The sequence below is a fragment of the Blastocatellia bacterium genome, assembly GCA_035275065.1.
GTDB lineage: Bacteria > Acidobacteriota > Blastocatellia > UBA7656 > UBA7656 > DATENM01.
The window spans coordinates 84541-108639 of record DATENM010000097.1 but is presented as its reverse complement, the minus strand read 5'-3'; the positions used below and the strand labels follow the sequence as shown (position 1 = coordinate 108639).

Genomic DNA, 24099 nt, shown 5'->3' with positions numbered 1-24099 from the left:
TTTGCCTCAGGAATCGAGCGGGCACGTGTCTGAGCCCGGTATATCGCCGCTGAACGGCGGGCGCGGAAAGTACTGCGTGACCAGTTGCACCTGCTTGGCGATCTCGTAGCTGCTGATGCGCGCCACCAGCTCAAGCGCCTCGTCTATTCCCGAAGAGATGCCGCCGCCGGTCACGCGGTTGCGGTCGACGACGAAGCGCGGGTAGCCGTCAGCGACTTTAACCTGGCTGAACGATTTCAGGCAGGGGAGGAAGGCCCAGTGCGTCGTCGCCTCGTAGCCGTCGAGCAGGCCGGCGCTCGCCAGCAGCAAAGCGCCTTCACAGACCGACGTGACGTAGCTCGCGCCGGCAGCCTGCTTGCGAAGAAAGGCGAGGTAGGTGGGGTCTTGCATCATCACGCTCAGGTGGTCGGGGCCGCCGCCCGGCACCCACAGCAGGTCGAGCGGTTGTTGGAGGTCATCGAATGTTTTGTCGGGAGTCAAGATCATGCCGTCCCGCGTCCGCAGGGTGTCGTAAGTGGCGGCGATCAGCTCGACTTTCACGGATCGCGGCGCGACCGGGGCTTGCTCCCAGTAAGAGCCCATCCAGTTGAAAATCTCGTAAGGCGCGGCGACATCCATCAGGTCCACGCCTTCATAGATGGGGATGCCGATGCGGTAAGCGTTGTTTTCTTCGGGCATCGCGTTTCTCCTTTGCGGGCCGCTGAGCGACTGCTTATATCTTTAACAACTCGCGCGCATGGCGGCGGGCGCTCTCGGTGATCTCTGCGCCGGTCAGCATACGGGCAATCTCTTCGATGCGACCGCGGCGGTCTAGCCGTTCCAGGCTGACTTCGGTGTGGCCGGCGATGGCTTCTTTGCGGACCAGAAGGTGCGAATCGGCGAAGCGGGCGATCTGCGGCTGATGCGTTACGCAGAGTACCTGGTTGGTCTGCGAGAGCTTCTTCAACTTGACGCCGACCGCTTCGCTGACGCGCCCGCCGATTCCTGAATCGATCTCGTCAAAGACGATGGTGCGCGGGAACTCCGAGGCGCTGGCAATAGTTTTCAGCACCAGCATCAACCGCGACGCTTCGCCGCCCGAGGCGACGCGCGCCAGCGGGCGCACGGCTTCACCGACGTTCGCCGAAAAATAAAACTCAATCGTGTCTATGCCGCGCGCCGTGAACGCCGTCTCGCCGTCGGCCATTTCAGTATCGGCGGGCGTCGCTATGCGGATTTCAAAGCGCGCGTTCTCCATCGCCACTTCCGCCAGATCGTGTTCGACGGCGCGCTCGAACTTCTTTGCCGCCTTCGCCCGCTCGTCGTGCAGCCGCCGCGCCACTTTGATATATGCCCGCCGCGCCGCGCCGAGTTCGGCGCGCAATTCGGACTCACGCTCGTCGGCGCGCTCGACCTGATCGAGCCGTTCGGCGGAGCGCGCCAGATGCTCAAGCGCGCTCTCAATCGTGCCGCCGTACTTGCGCTTCAGGCGCGACAACTCGGCCAGCCGGCTTTCGATCTCGGCCAGGCGTTCGGGCGAAAACTCCAGGCCGTCGGTGAAGTCGCGCAGCGCAAACGCCAGGTCTTCCAACAACGCCCGCGCCGATTCCAACCCTTCGAGGTAGCCGCGAAAGCTCGACTCATACTGGCTCAGCTCTTCGACGCGCTTCATCGCCTGCCGCAGCCGCGTGATGGCCGAATCGTTGTCTTCGTAAATCAACGAGAAGCTCTCGCCGCCGAGCGTCGTCAGCTTCTCGACATTCATCAAGCGGCGGCGCTCTTCTTCAAGCCGCTCGTCTTCGCCACCGCTCAGCTCGGCGCGCTCCAGCTCATCGATCTGAAAGCGCAGGATATCGATCAACTGAAACTTCTCGGCCTCGTCCTGGCGCAGCGCGTCAAGCTCGCGCTTGAGCGTGGCCCATCGCTTATACGCCGCGGCGACCTCTTGCCGCGGCGTGGCGACCGAGGCAAAGCCGTCCAGCAGCTCAAGGTGTGTGTCGGGGTCGAACAGGGTTTGCTGGTCGCCCTGGCCGTGAATGTCGACGAGATACGGACGCAGGTCGCGCAGCAGCGCCTGCGTCGCCAGTTGATTGTTGATGAAAATCTTGTTACGCCCGTTGGCGGCCAGCTCGCGGCGAATGATGACTTCGTGCGCCTCGCGGTCTTCGATGCCGATCCCCGCGGATTCCAGCAGCGATTCCATCTGCGGGTTACGCGCCACCGAGAACAAGCCTTCGATAGAGCCACGCGCCGCGCCCGCTTTGAGCAGGTCGGAAGTGAAGCGCCCGCCGATCAGCAGTCCGAGCGCGTCTACGATGATTGACTTGCCCGACCCCGTCTCACCGGTCAGCAGATTCAAGCCCGGCTCGAATTCGACGCGCAGCTCGTCAATCAGCGCGATGTTGGAAATGTTAAGCAGCGTGAGCATAAGCAGGAAGTCAGGAGTCAGGAGTCAGGAGTCAGAATGGAAAAGGAAGAGGAGCCTATAAAGATTGAATAGAAGCGGAGGCGGCAGCCGACTCCCTCTCTCATTCTGACTTCTGAATTCTGACTCCTGACTTCTGAATTCATCATCTGACAACCGACAATCCTCTTCTGTCAAGTATCTGTCTGACGGCGTCGAGCAGATCGTCAGCGATGATCGCCGGGGCCGAGAGCAAGCGGTCGCGGGCCACCAGCGTCTCGTGCCCGTAACCGGTCAGCACCAGCGCGCCGTGCGCCCCGGCGTTCGCCGCCAGATTCATATCGCTCGCCTTGTCGCCGATGACGTACGAGGCTGAAAGGTCAAGCGCATGCTCGCGCGCCGCCTGTTGCAGCATGCCAGGGTTCGGCTTGCGGCATTCGCAAGCCTGACGGTATGGCGGCTGGCCGATGCGTGGGTGATGCGGGCAATAGTAGATCGCATCAATGTGCGCGCCATCGCGGGCCAGCTCAGTCGTCAAGCGTTCGTGAATCGTTGCCATCATCGGCTCATCGCAAAGCCGACGCGCGATGGCCGATTGATTGGTGACGATGATGGCTTTCAGCCCGGCTTCGTTGATCAGCCGCACGGCTTGCGCCGCGTAAGGGTAGATGTTCAGCTCGTCGGGCGACGACACATAGCCGATGTCTTCGTTGATCGTGCCATCGCGATCCAGAAAAATCGCCGCTTCCGCCATGCCTCCATTGTAATACGTGGCGCAAGGCGGTTAGCTTGCGCAGCGACTCGCGCAAGCTAACCGCCTTGCGCCACCTTACGGTTCGATGATTCGAGCGATGCCGAGCAGCGCCGAGATGTTGTGCTGCACATAATCGATGCGGATGCGCCGGGAAGTCAGGCTCTCGCGGAAGCCGCCGGCGGCGCGCTCTGGATGAGCCAGCCAATAGCTGTTGTCTTCGTTGAACTGCTGCGCCAGTTGAAAACCCGCGCTGAGCCTCAGTGCCTCGTCGAGCCGCGCGGCGCGCCCGTCCTGAGTCGAGCGCGCCAGCCGCAAAGCCGCCAGCAAGCCTTCAGCCCGTGACGCGGCGGGCGTCGCGCGCGGCACACCCGGCCCATAACCGCCCGCGTAAAATGGCATGTTGCTTTCCGTGTACTGCTCGCCGATCATCGCTTCGCCAATGTTGATGGCGTGCGCCGAAAGCTTCGCGTCATGGGTGATGGCGAACATCGCTTCGAGCGCCTGCATCAGCCATGCGTCGGGCGGCAGCCGTGTCATGCCGCGCTGGCTATCGATCAAATAATCGGCGCCGCGCCGCGCCGCCTCGATCAATCGCCGGTCGCCGTTCTGCTTGTATAGCTCGATCAATCCAAGCAGCGCTTCGCCGGGATAGTAGAGCGAAGCGCGCTCTTGTGCCTCGCCCTTCACTTCGTAATAGCTCGCAAACGAGCCGTCGCCCGCCTGCATCCTTAGAATGAGATTGGCCAGGCGGCCGGCGCTCACTTGATCCGCCACGCCGGGGTCGAGCCGCGCTTGCAGCGCCAGCGCGATCAGCGCCAGCCCATTGGCGCCGAGCTTCGCCTGGCCGTCATCATCCAGAACATAAATCGCCTCGGCTGCGCGTGCCGTGCGGAAACGGCGCTTCAAGAAAACGATGGCCCGCCGCGCCGCCTCAAGGTAACGGGCCTCGCGCGTCGCCTCGTAAAGCTGTAGCAGCGCCACCGCCGCGCCGGCGTGCCGCACGATGTTGTAATCGCCCGCGCCGCCGCTTTCGGCAGCCGGGTCGTAGAGGTAATGAAAGCTACCATCGGCTTTCAGAGCGCGGATCAGGTAATCGCCGCCGGCGCGCGCCGCCTGATTGAGCCGCGCGCGGTTGATCTCCTGGCGCAAGCCGCTGGCCGTCAGGTCGAGCGCCGTATGGCGCTCGTGGTCTTCGACAAAAGCCTGTGTGCGAAACCGTCGCAAGCGCACTCCGCTGCCGCGCCAGTCAGCCACGCCGAAGTATTTGGCGACGCGGTCGAGCAGGTCTTCCGCCGGTTGCGCGTCGGCATCGTCGGCGAAGATACGATTGACGACCAGTTGCGAGGGCGGCAGGTAGAACGTCTGACCTTGCGCTTCTATCGCGATGCCTTCGACGCCCGGCTGAAGCAATTGGGCGGCGGACAGGTGAGCGTCGCGCTCGGTGGCGGCGGGCTTGTCGAGCGTCACGATCTCGCCATCGAGCAGGTCTATCTGGATGCGGTCAGGGGCGGACAAAGAGCGTGTCGCCTTGGGGTCAATCGAATCAAGCGCGGCCTTCAACGCCGCAAGCAGGCTGGTGCCGGTGGCCGCGAGCGGGCGCGCCGCCTGGCCATGCCGAAACGCTGTGATGAAGAGGGTCGTTGATCTCGCCGTGGTGATGGCCTGAGGCGCGGCGTCGGCGTTCAGGCGGCGGCCCTCGAATCGCCCCCGCGCCTGTTTGAGCAGCCATGCCGCAGTTTCGTTTGAGATGGACGTTGCCGGCGACAATCTTTCGGCGCGATGAGCGCTGCAAGACAGCAGCAAGAACGGCAGAAGGCAAAAGGCAAAAGCGACGCGGAAACGCATCTCTGCGCCCCCACGCCGCTCTGTCATCGTATCACCGTGCCGCTTCATCAACACAAATTAGATTACAGATTGTGCCGATGAGTCGAGCCGTTCTAAACTGGCGGGCCGCCGCTTAGCACAACGCGACCCTGTGCGTCGCGCACTTCAATGTGTTGAATGTTACTGATAGGCCGCACCGCCGAAGGCAGCGAGCCATCGTCTGTGCTCAGCTTCAGCTTGAACGAGCCGGAGCCGTCGGCTTCGAGCGTCGCCAGCACAAAGTGGTCAACGATAACCGTGTAGGCCGCCTCCGAGTCGAGCTTGTCGCCTTCGATCTCAAGCTCTTCCCGGCTGCCCTGCACGCTGATCTTCACTTTCCCTCTGGCATCGGTATCAACGCTAGTGGGCGAGAGGCTAGCTTGTCTGCTTATTTGTGTCGAGCCGCCGCCACCGCCGCTACCGCCACCACCGCCACCATCATCACCGCCACCACCACCACCGCCGCCGCCACCGCCATCATCGCCACCGCCGCCGCCAAAGTCATCACCACCGCTCTGGAACGTTCCATCCAATACCATTTGACCCGCCGGATCGAGCACGGTGATGCGCACAATCTTCGTCACAGGCAATAGCGACGCCGGAAGCACATGACCACTTGAGCTGTCGCTGGTGAACTCGACGCGCAGGTAACCGGACTGCGCCGCGAAGCTGCCGAGGCTGACGCCATCAGCGACGATCTGATACGCCACGCCCGATTGCAAGCCGTCGCCTTCGACGCGCAGCTTCTGGCGCTCGGCTTCGACTTCGGCGCGGGCGCTGCCGCGGGCCAAGCCGTTCGAGGTGAGCCGCGCTTCTTTTTCGACGACGCTGCCGCCGCCCGTCCGTGGTGCGCTGAAGGTGTTGCTCAACACGACGCGATCCAGCGCGTCACGCACTTCGACCAGCTTGATGTTGGTCACAGGGTCCAGCACGGCAGGTAGCAGCGGGTGATCTGATTTTTTCGGCGCGTTGAACTCGATCTTGAAGGTGCCGAAATTGCTGGCCCGCGCCGCAACGGCGTTGGGGTCGCTCGCGCTCGTGCCGTCAACGATCAGGTTGCCGTCAACCAGGACCTTGTACTTGCCATAAGGCGCCAGTTGCTCGGCCTCGATCTCGAAGCTCTGCTCGGTGCCGGCGACTGAAACTTCGGATTTGCCCGTCGCCGTCGGCTCGACGCCGGTGGGCTTCAAAGCGATTTCGCCGCGGTTGCTGACCACGGGGATGATCTGGCCGAGCGCCGCCAGCGCATCGATGCGGCCTTTGCCAAGCTTGCCGGCAAGCCCCGGATTGCGGGCATCAATGGGCGCGGCGGTGCTTTCGATAATGTCGCGCACGCTCTGTGCGAGCGGCGCTTTTTCAAGCAGCAGCGCCGCCTCTGCGGTCGCTAGCGGCGCGGCGAAAGAGGTGCCGCTCCACAGCGCATAATCGGGCGTGTTGTTGGTCTGTGGGTAAGCGCTCACGAGGCCGACGCCGAGCGCGCTCACCGAAACATTGGTGCCGAAGTTCGAGAAGCCCGCCTTGCGGTCGTCGGCGTCGAGCGCCGCGATGCCCATCACCGCTGTGCTCCAGTTGGCCGGGAACTGCGGCGCCGCGTCGTTGCCTTTGTTCTCGTTGCCGACGGCGGCAATCATCAACACGCCGCGCTGCTGTGCGTAGCTCACGGCGTCGAGCATCACCTGTGACTGTTCGGGCGTGCCGAAGCTAAGGTTGATGATCTTCGCGCCGTGATCTACGGCGTACTTGATGGCCTGGGCAATCGTGAAGGCGTCGCTCAAGCCTTCGGGCGAGAAAGCGCGCACCGGCATGATCTTCACGTCAGGCGCGATCAACGTAACCAAGCCGGCGATGAAGGTGCCGTGACCGGCAACCGTCGTTTGCGTACTGGCCGGCTGCTCCATCGTGTCGTTGCGGTTATCGAAAAAGTCCCAGCCGTAAACGTCATCAACGAGGCCGTCATTGTCATTGTCGAGATTGTCGCCGGGCGTCTCGTTCGGGTCGGTCCAGATATGATTGCGGATATCAGGGTGGTTGCGGTCAATGCCCGTATCAATCACCGCGACGATGACGCCGGTGCCGGTCGAGCGCGCTTGCAGCGCGACGAGGTCGCCGGCGAGTTGCTGCGCGAGATACTGATTGCGAGCCTGGCCGGGCGTCGGGTGGTCGCCGGGGAAGCTCAGGACCGAGCGCCCAAAGACATTCACCGGCGTGGTGATTACAGGGTTGAGCGTCGCGCTTAAAACGTCCGAGTCTTTGGCGAGCTTCTTACGGTACTTGGCTTCCTTCTTATTATTCGGCGTGCCCAGCCTGTAGAAGTTTGTGCCGTAGATGCGCTGTTTCAAACTCAGGCCAAACCGCGCAATCAGCGCGTCAATCGAAGCGCCCGGCTTGATCTCGACCAGCACTTCGCCGCGAATGAAATCCGGCACGTCCGCCGTCTGCGCCCGTACGGGCAGCAGGTTTGCGGCAAAGAAGAGAATCAAGGCCAGCGCAATGACATTGAAGAATCTCAAATTCATAATCGAATCCAATGTAGCGCAAGGCGGTTAGCTTGCGCAGAGTCTCGCGCAAGCTAACCGCCTTGCGCTACATCACGACAATCTTTTCAATCTACTACTCAGCCATCACTCAATCTGTGATGGCGGTCACCGGCTATTCCGGGTCGCCCATCAGCACGAACGGCGCCCAGTAGTACGGATGACCATACGCCTCTCTGGTCGCCAGTTGAGCCTGGCGTAAAGCGGCGCGCTTCGATAAACCCGCGCGAATCCCGCCGTACATCTCGCGCATCAGCTCGGTTGTCGAATGATCGCTGACCGCCCACAGGCTGGCGACGACCGACGGCGCGCCGGCGTAAAGAAAGCCGCGCATCAAGCCGTGCAGCTCGTCGCCCGGAAACACTTTATTGACGCCGGTGTGACATGCCGACAACGTCACCATCTCGGCGTTCAACTGCAAATCGAGCAGGCTGTAAAAGTTCAACGGCGCATCGGCCAGCTTCAAGAAAGAAAACATCGGATTATCGCGCCGGAAATACCCGTGTGACGCCAGGTGCAGAAAGCGCGCCTCGGGCGCCGCCTTGAACAGGTTGTCGCGCGTTGCCGCTTCTCCCGTTAGCGTCAGGGCGTCGGGGAAGAGCCGGGCAAGCTGGCGTATCTCTTCTTCGATGCTCGGCGTGCCGCTCTCGGCAAGCCCCAGCGCCACCAGCCGCCCATCATTTGCGCGGTCGGCTGACGACGCTCGATCACGGCGGGCGCGGCAGAGCTTCAGCACCGAAGCGCTCGGCGCGTAAGAGATTTCGTAGCGATCAATCAGGTACTGGTCGCCCGCCTTGAGCGCCTGGAACGGAATGTAATGCAACTCGCCATGCGGGATGACAATTAACCTGGAGCCGGCAACCAGTGATTCGAGCGGCGCGAACAGGCGCCCGTAGAGCGCGCCCAAGGTTTCGTTCGTCGCGCGGCGCAGTTGACCGAAATGCGCCGCGACATAGGCGGCGCCATAGTTGAACTTTTCGAGTTGAAAGCGCAGCGTCGCGAGCAACTGTTCGACTTCGCGGCGGGCGGCGATGTGCCGCGCCACGCGCAAGCCGTCGCGCGTCGCCACGAACGCCGAAACGTGCTCGCCGGTCGCGAAGTATTCGACGGCGGTTTCGTCCGTTTGTAACGTATCAAACAAATCGGCAGCCTTGATCGAAGCGAAACGCTCAATCGCCGCAAGGCCGGGCGATTCAAGCTCAAGGCGACGGTAGAGCCGCGCGATCTGCTGCTCGCAGCGCGCGGCATTTTGCCGGTAACGGTCGACGATCTCGGCGCTGCGCTGCTCGCCTTTATCATCGGCAAGGCCGGCTTGCGAGCTGTACCAGTTCAAATTTTCGATCAGCTTCGCCAAGCGCTCGCGGGTGTCGGGCTTGAGCGCGCTCGGCGCCGGCTTGCGCGCGTAGCGGGCCATCAGGTCGGCCAGCGCCCGCGACTTCGACGACTCGACCAGCCGGAAAGCTTCTTCGATCAGCTCATCATCGCCGGCATCGAGACAGGCGGCGATGGCGTCCTCGTAAGCGTGCATCTTGTCATGCAGGAAGGTCGCTTTGAATTCGTCGGCGACGATGCCGCCGCGCATCTGTTCAATGGTGTCAACGGCGCGGCGAAAACTGGCGAGCGCCGGCTTGCGGCGTTTGCGGTCGCGCTCGATGCTGCCCATCAGATGGTGGCATTGATAAGCGATGGCGGGCGCGAACAAACCTTCGATGGCAGTGAGCGCCTGGCGCGACAAACGCGACGCTTTCTTCAGATCATTCTGCTGATACGCAACGCGCGCCCCGAGCAGCCGCGCATAAGCGGTGCGCGTTGCCAGTCGCTGGCGGCTGAACAGATGCAAGGCGGCGCTCGTATGGGCTTCGGCTTCGCGCAACTCGCCGCGCCTGAGTGCCAGCTCGGCCAGATAAACGTCAACGGTGGCGACAGTCGTCGGGTTGTTGCGCTCGTCAAAGACCCGGCGCGCTTCAAGCAAATCTGCCTGCGCGGCGTCGAACTGCCGCTGGCCCATGCGCGCCAGGGCGTGGACGACGGCGGCCTGTGCCGCTTCGTAAGGCATATCACATTCGCCGAACTCGGCGCGGGCGGCGGCGGCGCTCTCGGCGGCCTCGCCAAAAGCATTGAGCGCCAGCAGCACTTCGGCCATCTCCTGATCGCACCAGGCGACGCGCATGCGGCTGCCGAGGGCGCTCAAACGGTCACGGGCCGCGTGATAGGCGGCGAGCGCTTCGTTGTAATTGCCGCGCAGGAATTGCAGGTAGGCGATGTGAAAGCGGGCTTCAGCGGCAAAGGCGGGCTGCGCGGCGCGCTCGAATCCCGTGGCCGCGCTTTCGGTAAGCGCCAGCGCCTCGGCGTGGCGATCCATCTCGCCCAGCACGTTTGCGCGGTTGAAATCCACAAAGGCGCGCATGGTCTCGTCGCCGGCAACGTCAAAGACTTCGCGCGCCCGGTCGTAATGGGTCAGCGATTGCCGGTAGCGGTCGAGCCGGTAATAAATGTTGCCGATGTTGTTTTCGAGCTGCGCCAGTTGAACCGGCTCGGCGGCAAGGCGGCGGCGGGCGCCTTTCGCCAATCGCAGGGCGTCTTGATAGCGGCCCAGATCGATCAGCACGCCGACCGCCTGCGTTTGCAAGGCGGCAGCTTCGGTCTTGAGTCCGGCAGACCTGAGCGATTGGCTCGCCTGCTCGTAGAGCCGCTCGGCATCCGTAAAGCTGCCGCTGAAATGCAGGACGCGGGCGCGGCTGGCATCGGCGAAGGCTTGCGCACGGCGGTCGCCGAGGGCCGCGGCAAGCTGTTCAAGGCGCGCCGCCAGTTGACCGGCGCTGGCCAGATCGCAGCCGACCAGACGGTCAATCTCGGTCTTCAGCGCCGCAGCCATTTGCCATCCCGCCGCGCCGTTCTGCGCGCGCAAGAACGCCTCGGCGCTCGATGCGTTGATTAACTTGTCTGCGAGTTCTTTGCTCACTGCTGCACGTTACGCCTGTTTCAGGCAATCCTTCACCCGACTCTTCACACCAGCGCTCCGACGGATTTCGCGTTGAAGGCGGCGGGCCGGCTTGGCCCTAAAGAGGGCAGTCAATCTTGCGTCATCGGCAATCTCGGAATGGTGATTCGTCCATCCGCCAGCTCGATGCGCAGATTGTAGCTTCCGTAATCTATGTCATTGATCTTGAATTCGCCCCGGTCATCGGTGACCGCCGTAAGCGGGCGTTCATCGCCGCGCGCGATTTCGAGCCGCAGGTTCGCCACCGATTCAAAAGCCGCGTCGCCTTCGCGCAACACCTGCCCGATGATCGCGCCGCGCGATTCGCTAGAAGGCACAACCTGCAAGTCAATCGAGAAATCGCCGGCGCGATACAGCATCTGTCGGTTCGCCGTTTCGGTCGAGCGTATGCCCGCCATCTGCGGACGCGCAAAGCTGTCGAAGACGAGCCGGGCAATGGCTTCCCCGATGCGCTCGCCGAGTCGCGGGCGGCGCGCCGTGTCGAAGATGCGCACGGCCTGTTTGAAGACCCAGGCGGGCGGCGCTATGGAGTCGTCGCTCGCGGCAACCTGGCGCACGCCTTCGTACCATCCCCGCGTTTCGGCACAGGCTCGGCAATCGCTCGCCAGATGCGCCGCGACGCGCGCCGCTTCAGCCGGCGCCAGCTTGCCGTCGAGGTAATCAATCACTTGCTCAAACCCGGGGCATTTCATCTGTTGTTGTCTCCCAACCTGGCTTTCCGTTTAAGCAGAGCCGCCGCGTCACGAAAAAATACGTCGGCGCAGGTCAGAATTTCCCCTGTAGCATCTTCCGCATTTTTTCCAGGCAGCGGGCGCGGGTCGGGCCGACCGATGGCACAGGCATCCCTAGGCGCCGGGCGATTTCGGCATAGCTCAACTCGTCCTTCTCGTAAAAAAGCATCGTCAGCAAGTTGCGGCAACGCTCCGGTAGCGCCTCCAGGGCGTCACGCACAAGCTGTTGCTGCTCAAGCAGTTCGCGCTCGGCATCGGCAAGCGGCGCGGTTGCGGCAATCTGTGAAAGGGCGTCCGTCTGATCGTCATCGTCACTGGCGGTGGGCGCGGCGTCGCGGCGTTTGCGCGCCGTGACGCGCCAGACTTCACGCGTCGTCGTCGTGATCAGCCACGAGCTGAGCTTCTCGTGATCGCGCAGGCCGGCGAGCTTTTCGTAGAGCTTGAGCCAGACCGATTGGAAGATGTCCGCTGCGTCATCCGTCGACAGGCGGGCCTTCAGCGGAATGGAATAGACCAGGCGCTGATAGCGCGCGACAAGCGCTTCCCAGGCCGCCGCGTCGCCCGCCAGACACGCGGCAATCAGCTCGCGGTCTGTGCGCGGCACAACGTCTTCGCCCGTCTCCGGCGCTTGCTTCTCGGTCATTCCTGATAACCCTGCTTGGCGGTGAGGCAATAAGATGGCACACAACCAAATAACATGGTAACAGAACGATGCGCGCCTTTAAAAGCAAAGAAAATATTGCGAATCTCGCCAGTGAGACAAAGAAATGGGCTGCCGGTTGGCGTGACCGGCAGCCCCTAGAGAGGTCCATCTATTGTTCGGATCAGGCGGCCAGGGCGCGTTGCTGCAACAGGCGGCGCAACTTCATGCGCGCTTTGTGCAGTTGCGATTTCGACGTGCCGGCGCTGCAACCAAGTATGCGGGCGATCTCTTCGTGCTCGTAGCCTTCGACATCGTGCAGCACGAAGACCGTGCGATAACCCGTCGGCAATTGGCCGATGGCGTTCGCCAGCCCGATGCGATCCACAATCGGCATGGCTTCGGGATTGATCGTGTCCGGGTCAACCGAATCGGGCATCTCGCCATCGTCGGTCGTCAGCTCCGAGCGCACCGAGCGCTTACGGAAGTGCATCAACACCTGATTGACCGTCAGCCGGTGCAGCCAGGTCGTAAACTGCGACTCGCCGCGAAATGAATCGAGCTTGCGGTGCAACTGGATGAAGACCTCTTGCGTCAGGTCTTCGGCCTCGGCGACGTTGCCAGTCATGCGCAGGCAGATCGAATAGACGCGGCGATAGTGCTTGCGATAGAGGTCCTCAAAGCCGCTCATCTGTTCGCCGGCCAGCGCCTCTGTGACGCCGACATCTGTTTGCATGGGAATCGCGTTGGTTGCCATCCGTATTTGTCCTTCCTAACCCCTTATCCTCTTGAGAGTCAGTTCCACTAATAGCGACTGGCGTGCCATTGCGTAAACGACACTCGACTAAGAGTTAAGTTGTAAAATAGTTGAAGTTAACTGGATGGCTGAACGGGTCGCAGGCCAATATGCCGGGGCCAGCGCCTCTTGTTTTGGGAGACCGTCCACACGGTTTCGTGTAATAAGTCAGTGTTCACTCACCAGCCGCGCGGCAACCGATGTGATGGCTAACCACCTGTATCAATGGGATGAAAAGAGTTCTGGAAAAGATGCGCGGCAAACCATTTTATTCCTAAAGAGAGGGTCATTGCCGCTGCCTGAAAGGCGTCAACTTGGATATGGAAACCGGCAACACCTCGACGTTCTTGCACACCGAAATTCTCACTGACGACGAAGCTTTTGACGATCTCCGAAGCGAATGGGATCAACTGCTCGACGCCAGCCGCCAGCAGGTCTATTTTCTCCGCCGTCACTGGAATCAAGCCTGGTGGCAGACCTTTCGGCCAGCACACAGCCACCTGTTCATCATCACCTGCCGAGACGCCAGCGACCGTCTGGTCGGCCTCGCCCCCTTCTACTGGCGGCAGCGCACCAACGCCGGCATCGATCACATCCGCGAAATCGTCTTCATCGGCACAGGCGTCTTCGCGCAGACCAGCGAATACCTCGACCTGATCGCGCGGCGCGGTTATGAGCGCGAGGCCGCCCAGGCAGTCGCCGAGGTGTTGAAAGCGGATAGCAGCTGGGACAAGCTGTGGCTGAGCGAAATCCCCGCCGCTTCAATCGTGCTGCCGCATCTCATACAGGCGCTTGGCGCCGACCTCGAACCGACAGTTTGCCAGAATGCCCACTACGTGAACACGGATACCGACTGGGAAGCCTTCAAGCAGACGCTGGGCCGCACGACCCGGCAGAACACGCAGCGGCTGGCGCGGCGCTTGTTTGAAACCTACGCGTGCCGCTTTTCCCGCGCCGAGACGGCGGACGAGCTTGAGCGCGGTATGGACGCGCTGGTGCGGCTGCATCAGGCGCGCTGGCAGATGAAAGGTGAGCCCGGCTCGTTTGCCCTGCCGGGCCTGGAGCGCATGCTGCGCGAAGCGGCGAGCGAGGCGCTCGGCGCAGGCCGCTTGCGGCTGTGGACGTTGGAGATCGATGGCGAGATTGCCGCCGTTCAGTTGGCCTTTCTTGACAATGGCACGGCGCATTGTTTTCAGGTGGGCTTCTCGCCGGCTTATGCCAAAGACAGCATCGGCAAGGTCATGCTGATGCTCTGCATCAAGGATTGCGTCGAAGACCCGGTGGTGCGCGAGTACGATTTCATGGGCGGCGATCAGCCTTACAAAGAATGCTGGGCGAAGTCCGAAAGACAAAACCTGCGGCTGGTGTGGCTGCGCTCGGGGCTGCGCTCGCTGACTTATATGTCGCTGAAGCTGGCCGACCAGCTCGGTCGCTCGATGGCGCGCACGGTACTGCCGCCGGCGGTGAAGATGGCCGGCCACCGCATGCTTGAGCGCCGCCATTACAGCCACGCGCCGCAACTGTCGGCGCTGACCTTGCCGTCCAGATAATCTGCGCCCGGCGTGGCCGCAGCGGTCAGCTTTTCTTGCGGTCGCGCCGGATTAAAACCAAAGACAGGGCGATGCCGATCACCGCCAGCACGATGGCCAGGCTGAATAGCCCGAGGATCACCTTGATCTCTGGATCGATAAAGTAAAAGCTCAACCGCACCGCAGTCCCCTTTGTGCTTCACTCCACCTTTTAAAATTGGCTGGCCAGCCGGTCGGCAACGCGAGCCAGCAGCGCTTCGTCCGCGGCAGTGAAAGCGGCAGGCGTGTCGCTATCGATATCGATCTGGCCGAATATCTCGTCGCCGCGCCGGATGAGCACGACGATTTCGGCGCGCGTTTCGACGCTGCACGCCAGATAATTGCCGACTGCCGTCACGTCGTCAACGATCTGGTTGGCGCGCTCGGCGACCGCCGTGCCGCAGACGCCACGCCCGACAGGGATGTGCGTGTGCTCGGTCGGCTTGCCGACGTAGTTGTGCAGCACCAGCGTGTCGCCTTCGAGCAGGTAGACGCCCACCCAGTTGTAATGCGGGCGCTCGGCTTTCAACAGGCGCACGGCCTGGCGCAGCGTTTCGTCGCGCGACACCTTGGACTGAACCGCTTGCTCGACGCGGCTGACGATGGCGTCGTCGGTCATCTTGGCTTTCGTTGGTTCCATGACTTTGAGCATATTGAGCCGTGCAAGACATAGCAAGGCACATTGACTCGGCGCGCCGCGGCCGCCATAATCATGTGAGTCAGGCTTGTGGCTTTCCACGAGCGGCACGCGGACGCGCCGAACTCGCATCAACGATCAAGGGAGATAAACTAGCATGTCACAGTTGAGCGATAAGTTCGCTTCCGTCGTTTCTGCCGCACAAAATGCCGGCTGTCAGATCACCACCAGCGAAGAGAATGGCAAGTTCGTCATCAACGGCACTTGCCCGACGCAACACAACGTCAACCAGGTGTGGGACGCGCTGAAATCAGTTGATTCCGGCATGAGCGGCGGCGACTTTGCAATTAACCTTACCGCACAGCGCACGGATATTTTCGGCGAATACGAAGTCAAATCGGGCGACACGCTTTCCAGCATCGCCAAAAACGTCACCGGCGGCAAGCTCACCTATCAGCAGATTTTTGAAGCGAACCGCGACACCCTGAGCGACCCGAACAAGATTCAGCCGGGGCAGAAGCTCAAGATTCCGAACTTCTCGGACTCGGCGCAGCAATCGCGCTGAGCCCGCCGTTCGTCACGCAACCGAGGCAGCCGTTCGCGCGGCTGCCTTTTGCCTTTGTAGGCTGTTTGTCATCCGTCAGGCACGCTGATAGACTGGCCTTTACCGATGACCGGGGACACGCCAGCGCGAATGATCGATACAATCGCCACCGTTGAAACCAACCGCGAGCTGACGCCGGGCTATCGTCTGCTCACGTTGCGCTTTGAGCCGGAAGTCGAAGCGCACGCCGGCCAGTTCGCTATGCTGAAAGCGCACGCCGCTTTCGAGCCGCTGCTGCGCCGCGCTCTGGCTGTCTATCGCGCGCCCGACCCGCATCGCTTGAGCTTTCTCTATCAGGTGCTAGGCCGCGGCACGCAGGCGCTCGCCGAACTCTCTGCCGGCGGCAAGGTGGACGCGCTGCTGCCGCTCGGCAACGCGTGGCCCATTGCCGAGCGGCAACCGTTGCCTAAAGCCATCGTCGTTGCCGGCGGCATCGGCTCGGCGTCGGTGTTGATGTTGTGCGAAGGGTTGCGGGCGGCGCAGGTTGAAACGCAAGTCTTTTTCGGCGCGGCAAGCCGGCGCGTTGCGATGGGTTGCGGGCTCGAAGACTTTCGCGCTCTCGAATTGCCGCTCACGCTGACGACCGACGATGGCAGCCTCGGCGAACAGGGATTCGTCACCGCGCCGCTCGAACGTCACCTCGCGGCAGGCGGCGGCACAGGGGCGACGATCTATGCCTGCGGCCCGTGGGTAATGATGCGCCGGGTCGCCGAGATTGCTCGCACATTCAATGCCCGTTGTCTGGTTTCGCTCGAAGCGCCGATGGGCTGCGGTTTCGGCGTCTGCGTCGGCTGCGTCGTCGCGGTCGAGAGCGCCGCGCCGCTCGGTTATGAATCTTACAAGCGAGTCTGCGTTGACGGCTCGATCTTTCCGGCTGAACGCATTCGCTGGGAAGTCAACGCCATGACACATTAAGAATTGCGGATTGCGGATTGTGGATTGCGGAATTTGGAGCCTGGGATTCAGTTAAGTTCAGGAACAAGTTCCAGAATCCGCAATCCGCAATCCGCAATCCGCAATCACCATGTCTGACCACGATTCACGATTGGCGGTTGAGATTGCCGGCATACGGTTCAACAACCCTGTGCTGGGCGCGTCGGGGACGTTCGGTTATGGGCTGGAGTTTGCCGGCTTGATCGATCTCAACCGGCTCGGCGGCTTTGCGACCAAGGGGTTGTCTGCGCGCCCGCTCGCCGGCAACCCGCCGGCGCGCATCGTCGAAACCCACGGCGGCATGCTCAACGCCATCGGCCTGCAAAACGTCGGCGCGCGGGCTTTCGTCAAAGAGAAGCTGCCGTTGCTTGCGGCTTACGACACGCGCATTGTCGCTAACGTCTTCGGCTACTCGGACGACGATTACCTCGAAGCCATTCACATTCTCAACGACGGCGAAGGCATTCATGCGTACGAGCTGAACATCTCGTGTCCGAATGTCAAAGAAGGCGGCATCGTCATCGGCAACTCGCCGGTCGCGGCGGCGCGGCTGACCGAAAAGGCGAAACGCATGGCCGCCCGCCCGTTGATCGTTAAGCTCTCGCCTAATGTTACCGATATTACACAGCTAGCGAGGGCCATCGCCGAAGCCGGGGCCGATGCGCTGTCGCTGATCAACACGCTGGTCGGCATGGCGATTGATGTAAACGCTCGCCGCCCGCGACTGAACTATGGCACGGGGGGATTGTCAGGGCCGGCGATTCGCCCCATCGCCGTGCGCATGGTTTACGAAGTCGCGCGAGTCGTTCGGATTCCGCTGATCGGCATCGGCGGCATTACTTCGGCAAGCGACGCGCTCGAATTTCTGCTCGCCGGCGCGACCGCCGTACAGATCGGCACGGCGAATTACTATGACCCGGCGGTCACCATGAAAGTGATTGACGGCCTGGCGGATTACTGCGACCGTCACAACCTGGAAAGCCTGGCGGCCATCGTCGGCTCGATCATCGAGAAGTAGCCCGCACCCCTATCAAATCCTCGCATCAGCAAGTCGCGCCTCAATTCGAGCGGTAGTTGGTAAATTGCATATCTATCCCGAAGTCTTTCTGCTTGAGCAAGGCGATGACCTGTTGCAAGGTGTCGCGATCTTTGCCCGAGACGCGCACGAAGTCGCCGTTAATCTGCGCCTGCACTTTGAGCTTGCTGTCTTTGATGACCTTAACGATTTCGCGCGCCTTTTCGATGGGGATGCCCTGTTGCAGGGTGACCGTCTGCCGCACCGAATCTTTGGCCGCCGGCTCGACCTTACCGTAACTGAGCGCCTTGAGCGAAACGTTGCGCCGCACGAGCTTCTGTTGCAGCACGTCGTTGAGCGATTTCAAGGTGAACTCGCTGGCGGTCGCAAGCTGAAGGGTATGCTCTTTCTCGTTCAGCTCGATTGTCGAGTTGGTGCCTTTGAAGTCATATCGCTGGGTGACTTCTTTCATCGCCTGGTTGACGGCGTTTTTGACTTCCGCCATATCAACCTGCGAGACCACGTCGAAGCTGTTTTGCTGTGCCATAATCTTATCGTTGCCTGCGTTGATTCGTCACTCACGTCCCGGCTGTATCTGCCAGTAATCTACACACTCGCCCGCCGGTTCACAACGCCGGGAGCGCCCGCGCCCTGCAACTCTTCAGGTCGCGCCCGTTCAACTGTGGTAGGATAAAACATCGGAACAAACCGCCCGGATTGGTGTCTAAGTTAGCGACAAGTGAGGTGACGGGTCATCGCCTGAGTTACTTGGAGCTACTAACGGCGCTCGGCTTCACGGATTCGCGCGATGGCCCTCTCCGGTCAGGTTGAATCTTGAGGAGCGCCGCAAATGTCAACCGGAGATATGGCCGCACTCGAACAAACGACGCTGGCTCGCATGGAGTTGGAATCGAGGTCAGTCGAACAGACCTTCGAGACCGGCCTGGTGGCGCGCCTGCGCGCCCGCGACCTGACGGCCTTTGATGATCTGGTGCGGATATTCGAGCGGCCGGTCTACGCGCTCTGCTTTCGCCTGCTCGGCGACGCCGAAGAAGCGCGCGATGCGGCGCAAGAGACCTTCCTGAAAGTATATCGCGGGCTTGGCGGCTTTCGCGCCGAGTCGGGACTGAAGACCTGGATCTATCGCATCGCCATCAACCAGGCAATGAATCAGCAACGCTGGTGGCGGCGGCGGCATCGCGACGAAACCATTTCGCTCGACCTCACACGCGGCGAAAACGAATCGAGCCTCGGCAGCCGCCTTCCGGGCTCCGAACGTTCGCCGGAAGCCCAGGCCATTGCCAATCAGCGCGAGCGCTGCATCCTGCGCGCCCTCGGCGAAATCAAGCAGGAGTACCGCGTCGCTCTGGTGCTGCGCGAGATCGAAGAACTGTCCTACGATGAGATTGCCGAGACCCTGGAAATCTCTATCGGAACGGTCAAGTCACGCATCGCGCGTGGGCGCGAAGAATTGCGCCGCCGCCTGAAAGACTTGATATAGACGTTGAATGAGAAAGGATGAATGCTGAATTACTGAAAAAGGTCGGCCCGCGATAAATGCTCGCTCCGGCCACTTCATCATTCATCATTTTGAAGTGTGGCTATTATGGAATGTAAGAAGTTTGAAACCCTGGCTTCGGCTTACCTGGATCGGCAGCTCACGGCCGCCGAGACGGGCGACTGTGACGCGCACCTTGCGGCGTGCGGCGACTGCCGCCTGCATCTCACGGAGGTCGAGCAATCGTCCCTGATGTTAAAGGAGCTGCTGTCGCCCGAAACGCCGCGTGAGCTGCACGGCTATGTCATGCGCGAAGTGGCGCTGCGAGCGCGCAAGGAGATCACCGTCATGCAGCGCGCCGTCGGCTGGTTGCAGAAGTTCGACCCGCGGCTGGTCGCTTACAGCGCCGGCTCGGCGATTTCGGCCTTGCTGTTTGCGCTGGTCTTTTCGGGCTTCCGGCCCATCCCTGTGCCGGCGGTCGAGGCCAACGAGACGGCGATGATCTTCCCGGTCGTCAGCGGCTCGGATCGCGAGTACCACAGCTACAACAATCTGCCGCAAGACAAAGACGCGGCGGCGGAAGAGCATTATTACCAGTTGCCGCGCCTGCTCGATAACAGCGCGCTGATCAGCTTCAGCCATATCGTTTACGCTAAACCGGGCAACGAGGCGATGTCGGCGATGGTCGAAGTAGATTCCGATGGGCGGGCGCAATTGATCGATGTGTTGAACGCGCCTAAAGACCCTTATGTCGTCGAGCAACTCTGGTGGTCGCTGCGCAACCGCACCTTCCAGCCGGCCACCGTCTCAGGCCACCCGGTGCCGACGCGCATCATCATGTTCGTCGAAAAAGTTGATATTAGCGGATAGAGTTCTTTGTCATTCGTCGCCGGTCATTGGTTGATTGTCGGTAAGATGAGCTGACGCCGACGGCCAGGGACAAATGACAAAGACGCCGCTTTAGCCTTTCCAGCCTTAGAGCGCCGCCGTAGTCCACATTACAGAGCGTCAGACCTTAACCGGCAACCGCCCGCGTCGAGCCGCGGCTTTAAGGAAGCGTGTTGCCCAAAGGAGCGTGTGCGATGTTCAATAAGCTGGTTATCTCGACAAACGAGCGGCGTCGGGGCCGCATCGCTCGATTCTTCTTCGGCACCTCGGCGATCTACGCCATCGTCATTGCCGGTGTGCTTTCGTTATCCGTGATGGTCTCGACGCCCAGGCTCGCCGATACAGGCGAGCGCATGCTGGCGCTGCTCACCCCGCCGCCGCCCGGCCCGCCGCCACCGCCGGCGCAACGAGACAATACGCCGCCGCCGGTCGCGCCGCGCAACGATCCCACGCAAGTCCGCAACCTCGATCAGGTCGTCAACACGCCCGCGCCCCCACACAGGCAGGCTGCGCCGCCCAGCATTGATGGCCAAGGCGTTGTCGGCGTGCCTGATGGCGTCGGCGTGCCCGACAGCATCGGCAGTGTGCCGGGCAGCCCCGCGCACATCGAAACGGCAGCGCCGCCGCCACCGCGCCCGGTCGAGCCCGTGCGCCCAACGACGCAGGCTGACCCCCCGCGCCAGGTGCGTGTGAGTTCTGGCGTCTTGCAAGGCAAAGCCATCGTCCGGCGCACCCCGGAGTACCCGCCGCTGGCCCGGCAGATTCATCTTTCCGGCTCGGTTTCAGTAGAGGTGATGATCGCGCTTGATGGTCACGTCGAAGCGGCGCGCGCCGTCAGCGGTCACCCGCTGCTGATCGGGGCGGCGGTCGAAGCGGCGCGCGGCTGGCGCTTTGAGCCGACTTTTCTGGGGGCTACGCCGGTTCGCGTTAGCGGTGTGATCGTCTTCAACTTCACCATGCAGTAAGCCGCCGAAATGGGCTTCAGCATCCCGGCGCGTGTGAGATACCGGCTTTCATGCGCGCCGTCTCCTGCACCTCTTCGGCCAGCTCAAGCGTGCGCCGCGCCGCGTCATGCGCGACCTGTTGATCGGCAACCGTGATGGCATAGCGCAACAGCAGGCGGCGGCCCAGCTCATGGTGATGCTGCTCGTCGGGCTGAATGACCTCGCGGTAGAGCGTGGCGGTTTCATGGTCGCCGCGTGCTTCACAGAATTCGATGAACGCCTGATTGCGCACCAGCGCCAGGCCCTCGCGGGTGAACTGCCCTGCGGCGACGCGCGCCGGCGTGCTTTCAAGCGAGCGCAGAAACTCGAAGAGCGGCGAATAGCCGCCGGCGCGCGGATCAATGCCGGCGGCATCAACGCCCATCGCTTCGAGCCGCTCGGCGATCATTCGATAATGTTTCGCCTCGTCGCCGCACTGCCGCGCCAGCGCCAGCTTGACGTCGATCTCCTGCGTCGTCGCCAGCCAGATCGCCGCCAGCTCCGTCGCTTCCAGCTCGTTCTTCAAAGCCAGCCGCAACAGCCGCTCGACGGTCAAGGTCTCGGACGCCGTGCCGGCGGCGCTCATCTGGCCGAGGCGATTGAGCATCGCGCCGATCTCTTCATCCAGCCGGGCGACGAATTCCTGGCTCTCCAAGCCGTTCGGGGTGGTGGTCATAGCGAGCGCATTATAGCACTTTATCGCATGGCGCAATGCCGCTATGCTTGTGCCGATGCGCGAAGAAGTGCGGCAAGTGTGTGAAGCCGTGCGGGCGGCGGGCGGGCGGGCAATGCTCGTCGGCGGCTGGGTGCGCGACCGCCTGCTCGGCCACGAGTCGAAGGATTATGACCTCGAAGTCTACGCGGTCGAGCCCGAAGCGTTGCGCGCCTTGTTGAAAAAGCTCGGGCGCGTCAACACGGTCGGCGAGCACTTCGCCGTCTACAAGCTGGTCTGTTATGGGTCGGCGGATGACGCACCGGCGTCGAACGGCGGGCGGCTGGAGATCGATGTATCGATCCCGCGCCGCGAATCCAAATCGGGGCGCGGACATCGCGGCTTCACCATCGAAGGCGACCCGCGGATGAGCTTCGAAGAGGCGGCGCGGCGGCGCGACTTCACGATCAATGCCATTCTCTACGACCCGCTTGCCGACGAGTTCATTGACCCTTACGACGGCATACGCGACTTGCGGCAGAAACGGCTGCGCGCCGTCGCCGCCGAGACGTTTGTCGAAGACAGCCTGCGCGTTCTGCGCGCCGTGCAGTTTGCCGCGCGCTTCGAGATGAGCGTAGACGAGCCGACCGCCGCCCTCTGCCGGACGATTGATCTTGCCGATCTGCCGCACGAGCGCATCTGGGGCGAAGTCGAAAAATTATTATTGATGGCGGCGCGACCCGCCATCGGTCTCGACGTGGCGTTGCAGCTCGGTGTGATAGATAAGCTGTTCCCTGAACTGCGGGCGCTCGTCGGCAGCCGTCTTCAGGAACCGTGCGCGACCGCAAGTGACAGCGCGCCGCTCGACGACGCCTTCGCGCACACCGGGCGGGCATTCGACGCCGCCGCGCAATTGACGGATGATCTCGACCGGCCACGGCGCGTGACGGTCATGCTCGCCACCTTATGCCATGCGCTCGGCAACGTCAGCGTAAACCAGTCCGCCGCGGCAGAGCCGCCGGCGCTGGCGGTGATGCGGCGGCTCGGGCTCTACACGCTCCTGGGTTATGACGTGCGCGCACAGGTTCTGGCCTTGCTGCGCGAGCAAGCCCGACCCTGCGAGTTCTTTGGCCGCCGCGAGCAGACGACCGATGGCGACTTTCGCCGCCTGGCGCGGCAGGTCGAGATCGATCTGCTTTATCGCCTCGTCAAAGCCTGCGGGCTGGCTCGTGCCGCGACTGCTGCGGCTGATGACCGCGTCGTGCAGGCCGCCGACTGGTTCATCAAGCGGGCGCGGCGGCTCGGCGTCGAACATGGGCCGCCGGCGCCGCTGCTCCTGGGCCGCCACCTGATTGATCTGGGGATTGCGCCCGGCCCGGCAATGGGCGAGCTACTGCGGCAGGTTTACGAACGCCAGCTCGACGGCGAAGTCCGCACACTGGACGAGGCGCAAGCCGCCGCGCGCCGATGGCTTGGCCCGGCGTGACGCCAGATTCTGCATCTTCAGTGGGGTCGTAAGCGTGTCGCGCGTGTCGCCGCTTCAATCTTTCTGAACGCAGCCGGCAAAGATGTCCATGTTGACTTTCACCATATTCGGGAAGTCGGCCGGACTGTGATCGCCGGACACATCATACTTATCCTCATCCAGGCCAAAGAGGCCGGCAGTCAGCGCATCAAAAATGGCGCTGGTGATTTGCGCCTGCGTGCCCGTCACAACGCCGCTGCCGACCGTCTTGATCGAGGTCTTGTACATACCATGTTTCTTTTCGACAAGGTTCAACTGCATGTCGGCTTCGGCCTGGATCAGCGCCCCCGTGCGATCAAAGACCAGCAGCAACACCGTATGGTCATCCACTCCGCCATGAGTGAAGTCTATCTTTGATGACACCAGCAGCGCGTCCTGATTGGGCGATAAAGACGAATCGGGCTTCCACGTTCTATAGCTATACTGGTTCTGGTCGCCGCCCGTATAGTCCCAGGCTCGGTCATCCTTGGACGCCGTGCCGTTTAGCTTGGCTCCGATGCAATCGCTATCAATCTTCATTCCGCATTCTCCAAGACGGTTGAGAGACGCCGTCGAATATCGAGTCGGGCATCATTAGAGTTCAATCGCACAGGCGACCTTGTTGATAGTGTGGGCGATGACCGCGGGGAAGTTGAGCCGTCCGCCATCATCGGTAATGACAGCCATTCTCTCGGCCAAGGCATTGTAGGTCTGCCCGACGATCTGGACGACCGCCGCCGCCGCCGGGCCGAGCGCGCCGGCTGCCGTCACGCTCGTCAGCTTCAGCACCGTCGCGGGGATGTCGTCGGCCTGCGCAAGCTGTATCTGGGGCTCGCTCGAAATCAGTGCGCCCGTCTTATCGAATCCCAAAGTGATCTGGGCGTGATCATCCTTTTCGCTGCCGCGAATGTGGTCTATCTTGACGTAAACCAGAAGGCCGCTGTTGCTTGCCGGCTTGGTGTCGGGCTGATAAAGGCGGTAGTTACTATCCTGGCTAGCGAACTGCGTGGCCTTGCCACTCTTATCTTCCCACGTGCCGCCGAAACTGCTGATTAACTTGTCGAGCGAGAGCTGCATCAGTTCAGTCTCCTTTGTCAATGGGTCTGGGGCAAGTG

At 62.1% G+C, this 24099-nt stretch carries 23 protein-coding genes; 8 read left to right on the top strand and 15 right to left on the bottom strand.

Translation table 11 applies throughout. The annotated features are described in order from the left end of the window. Nucleotides 1-6: 6 nt before the first annotated feature. From VJ464_21995 to VJ464_21955, 9 genes are all read right to left on the bottom strand, one after another. A complete protein-coding gene (locus VJ464_21995) occupies nt 7-678 on the bottom strand; it encodes a DJ-1/PfpI family protein (protein ID HKQ07815.1) in 672 nt (223 codons plus the stop codon). Between the two features lie 34 nt (nt 679-712). After that, the gene (recN, locus tag VJ464_21990; GenBank protein HKQ07814.1) at nt 713-2407 is read right to left on the bottom strand and encodes a DNA repair protein RecN; all 1695 of its coding nucleotides are present in this window, start codon (nt 2405-2407) and stop codon (nt 713-715) included. Between the two features lie 142 nt (nt 2408-2549). Continuing rightward, a complete protein-coding gene (locus tag VJ464_21985) occupies nt 2550-3137 on the bottom strand; it encodes an HAD family hydrolase (GenBank protein ID HKQ07813.1) in 588 nt (195 codons plus the stop codon). Nucleotides 3138-3212: 75 nt separating this feature from the next. Then, nucleotides 3213-5009 carry a hypothetical protein gene (locus tag VJ464_21980; protein HKQ07812.1) on the bottom strand — a complete coding sequence of 599 codons (1797 nt, stop codon included), beginning with the start codon at nt 5007-5009 and terminating at the stop codon, nt 3213-3215. Between the two features lie 65 nt (nt 5010-5074). Then, nucleotides 5075-7516 carry a S8 family serine peptidase gene (locus tag VJ464_21975; GenBank protein HKQ07811.1) on the bottom strand — a complete coding sequence of 814 codons (2442 nt, stop codon included), beginning with the start codon at nt 7514-7516 and terminating at the stop codon, nt 5075-5077. Between the two features lie 133 nt (nt 7517-7649). Further along, the gene (locus tag VJ464_21970) at nt 7650-10496 is read right to left on the bottom strand and encodes a CHAT domain-containing protein (protein ID HKQ07810.1); all 2847 of its coding nucleotides are present in this window, start codon (nt 10494-10496) and stop codon (nt 7650-7652) included. Nucleotides 10497-10606: 110 nt separating this feature from the next. Beyond that, on the bottom strand, nt 10607-11227 hold the full coding sequence (locus tag VJ464_21965) for a zf-HC2 domain-containing protein (GenBank protein ID HKQ07809.1): 621 nt from the start codon (nt 11225-11227) through the stop codon (nt 10607-10609). Between the two features lie 73 nt (nt 11228-11300). Then, the gene (locus tag VJ464_21960) at nt 11301-11909 is read right to left on the bottom strand and encodes a sigma-70 family RNA polymerase sigma factor (protein HKQ07808.1); all 609 of its coding nucleotides are present in this window, start codon (nt 11907-11909) and stop codon (nt 11301-11303) included. A gap of 181 nt (nt 11910-12090) precedes the next feature. Beyond that, nucleotides 12091-12663, bottom strand: a complete 573-nt coding sequence (locus VJ464_21955) for an RNA polymerase sigma factor (protein ID HKQ07807.1) — start codon at nt 12661-12663, stop codon at nt 12091-12093. Nucleotides 12664-13022: 359 nt separating this feature from the next. Here VJ464_21955 and VJ464_21950 point away from each other — a divergent pair, with 359 nt between their 5' ends. Then, nucleotides 13023-14252 (top strand): GNAT family N-acetyltransferase, encoded by a 1230-nt coding sequence (locus VJ464_21950; GenBank protein ID HKQ07806.1) that lies wholly within the window; start codon nt 13023-13025, stop codon nt 14250-14252. A 25-nt stretch (nt 14253-14277) separates the two neighbouring features. On the opposite strand, the gene VJ464_21945 is transcribed toward VJ464_21950, so the two are convergent. Together VJ464_21945 and VJ464_21940 are read right to left on the bottom strand one after the other, a co-directional pair. Next, nucleotides 14278-14412 (bottom strand): hypothetical protein, encoded by a 135-nt coding sequence (locus tag VJ464_21945; GenBank protein ID HKQ07805.1) that lies wholly within the window; start codon nt 14410-14412, stop codon nt 14278-14280. Nucleotides 14413-14442: 30 nt separating this feature from the next. Then, entirely contained in the window at nt 14443-14910 is a 468-nt protein-coding gene (locus VJ464_21940) for a GAF domain-containing protein (protein HKQ07804.1), read from the bottom strand. Between the two features lie 154 nt (nt 14911-15064). Here VJ464_21940 and VJ464_21935 point away from each other — a divergent pair, with 154 nt between their 5' ends. From VJ464_21935 to VJ464_21925, 3 genes are all read left to right on the top strand, one after another. Further along, nucleotides 15065-15472, top strand: a complete 408-nt coding sequence (locus VJ464_21935) for a LysM peptidoglycan-binding domain-containing protein (protein HKQ07803.1) — start codon at nt 15065-15067, stop codon at nt 15470-15472. Between the two features lie 129 nt (nt 15473-15601). After that, on the top strand, nt 15602-16426 hold the full coding sequence (locus VJ464_21930) for a hypothetical protein (protein ID HKQ07802.1): 825 nt from the start codon (nt 15602-15604) through the stop codon (nt 16424-16426). A gap of 109 nt (nt 16427-16535) precedes the next feature. Next, complete coding sequence (locus VJ464_21925; protein HKQ07801.1) at nt 16536-17462, top strand: dihydroorotate dehydrogenase; 927 nt, start codon at nt 16536-16538, stop codon at nt 17460-17462. Between the two features lie 40 nt (nt 17463-17502). Here VJ464_21925 and VJ464_21920 read toward each other — a convergent pair whose 3' ends face one another. Next, entirely contained in the window at nt 17503-18006 is a 504-nt protein-coding gene (locus VJ464_21920; protein ID HKQ07800.1) for a YajQ family cyclic di-GMP-binding protein, read from the bottom strand. 303 nt (nt 18007-18309) lie between these two features. Between VJ464_21920 and VJ464_21915 the strand changes: the two genes are divergently transcribed. From VJ464_21915 to VJ464_21905, 3 genes are all read left to right on the top strand, one after another. Further along, the gene (locus VJ464_21915) at nt 18310-18960 is read left to right on the top strand and encodes a sigma-70 family RNA polymerase sigma factor (GenBank protein ID HKQ07799.1); all 651 of its coding nucleotides are present in this window, start codon (nt 18310-18312) and stop codon (nt 18958-18960) included. 105 nt (nt 18961-19065) lie between these two features. Continuing rightward, nucleotides 19066-19827, top strand: coding sequence for a zf-HC2 domain-containing protein (locus VJ464_21910; GenBank protein ID HKQ07798.1), 762 nt, complete (start codon nt 19066-19068; stop codon nt 19825-19827). A gap of 212 nt (nt 19828-20039) precedes the next feature. Beyond that, nucleotides 20040-20810 (top strand): energy transducer TonB, encoded by a 771-nt coding sequence (locus VJ464_21905; protein ID HKQ07797.1) that lies wholly within the window; start codon nt 20040-20042, stop codon nt 20808-20810. Between the two features lie 16 nt (nt 20811-20826). Here VJ464_21905 and VJ464_21900 read toward each other — a convergent pair whose 3' ends face one another. Then, complete coding sequence (locus VJ464_21900) at nt 20827-21504, bottom strand: ferritin-like domain-containing protein (GenBank protein HKQ07796.1); 678 nt, start codon at nt 21502-21504, stop codon at nt 20827-20829. A 43-nt stretch (nt 21505-21547) separates the two neighbouring features. Between VJ464_21900 and VJ464_21895 the strand changes: the two genes are divergently transcribed. After that, complete coding sequence (locus tag VJ464_21895; protein ID HKQ07795.1) at nt 21548-22966, top strand: hypothetical protein; 1419 nt, start codon at nt 21548-21550, stop codon at nt 22964-22966. Nucleotides 22967-23020: 54 nt separating this feature from the next. On the opposite strand, the gene VJ464_21890 is transcribed toward VJ464_21895, so the two are convergent. Both VJ464_21890 and VJ464_21885 read right to left on the bottom strand, forming a co-directional pair. Beyond that, the gene (locus tag VJ464_21890) at nt 23021-23524 is read right to left on the bottom strand and encodes a hypothetical protein (protein HKQ07794.1); all 504 of its coding nucleotides are present in this window, start codon (nt 23522-23524) and stop codon (nt 23021-23023) included. Between the two features lie 54 nt (nt 23525-23578). After that, the gene (locus VJ464_21885; protein HKQ07793.1) at nt 23579-24061 is read right to left on the bottom strand and encodes a hypothetical protein; all 483 of its coding nucleotides are present in this window, start codon (nt 24059-24061) and stop codon (nt 23579-23581) included. Nucleotides 24062-24099 lie beyond the last annotated feature (38 nt).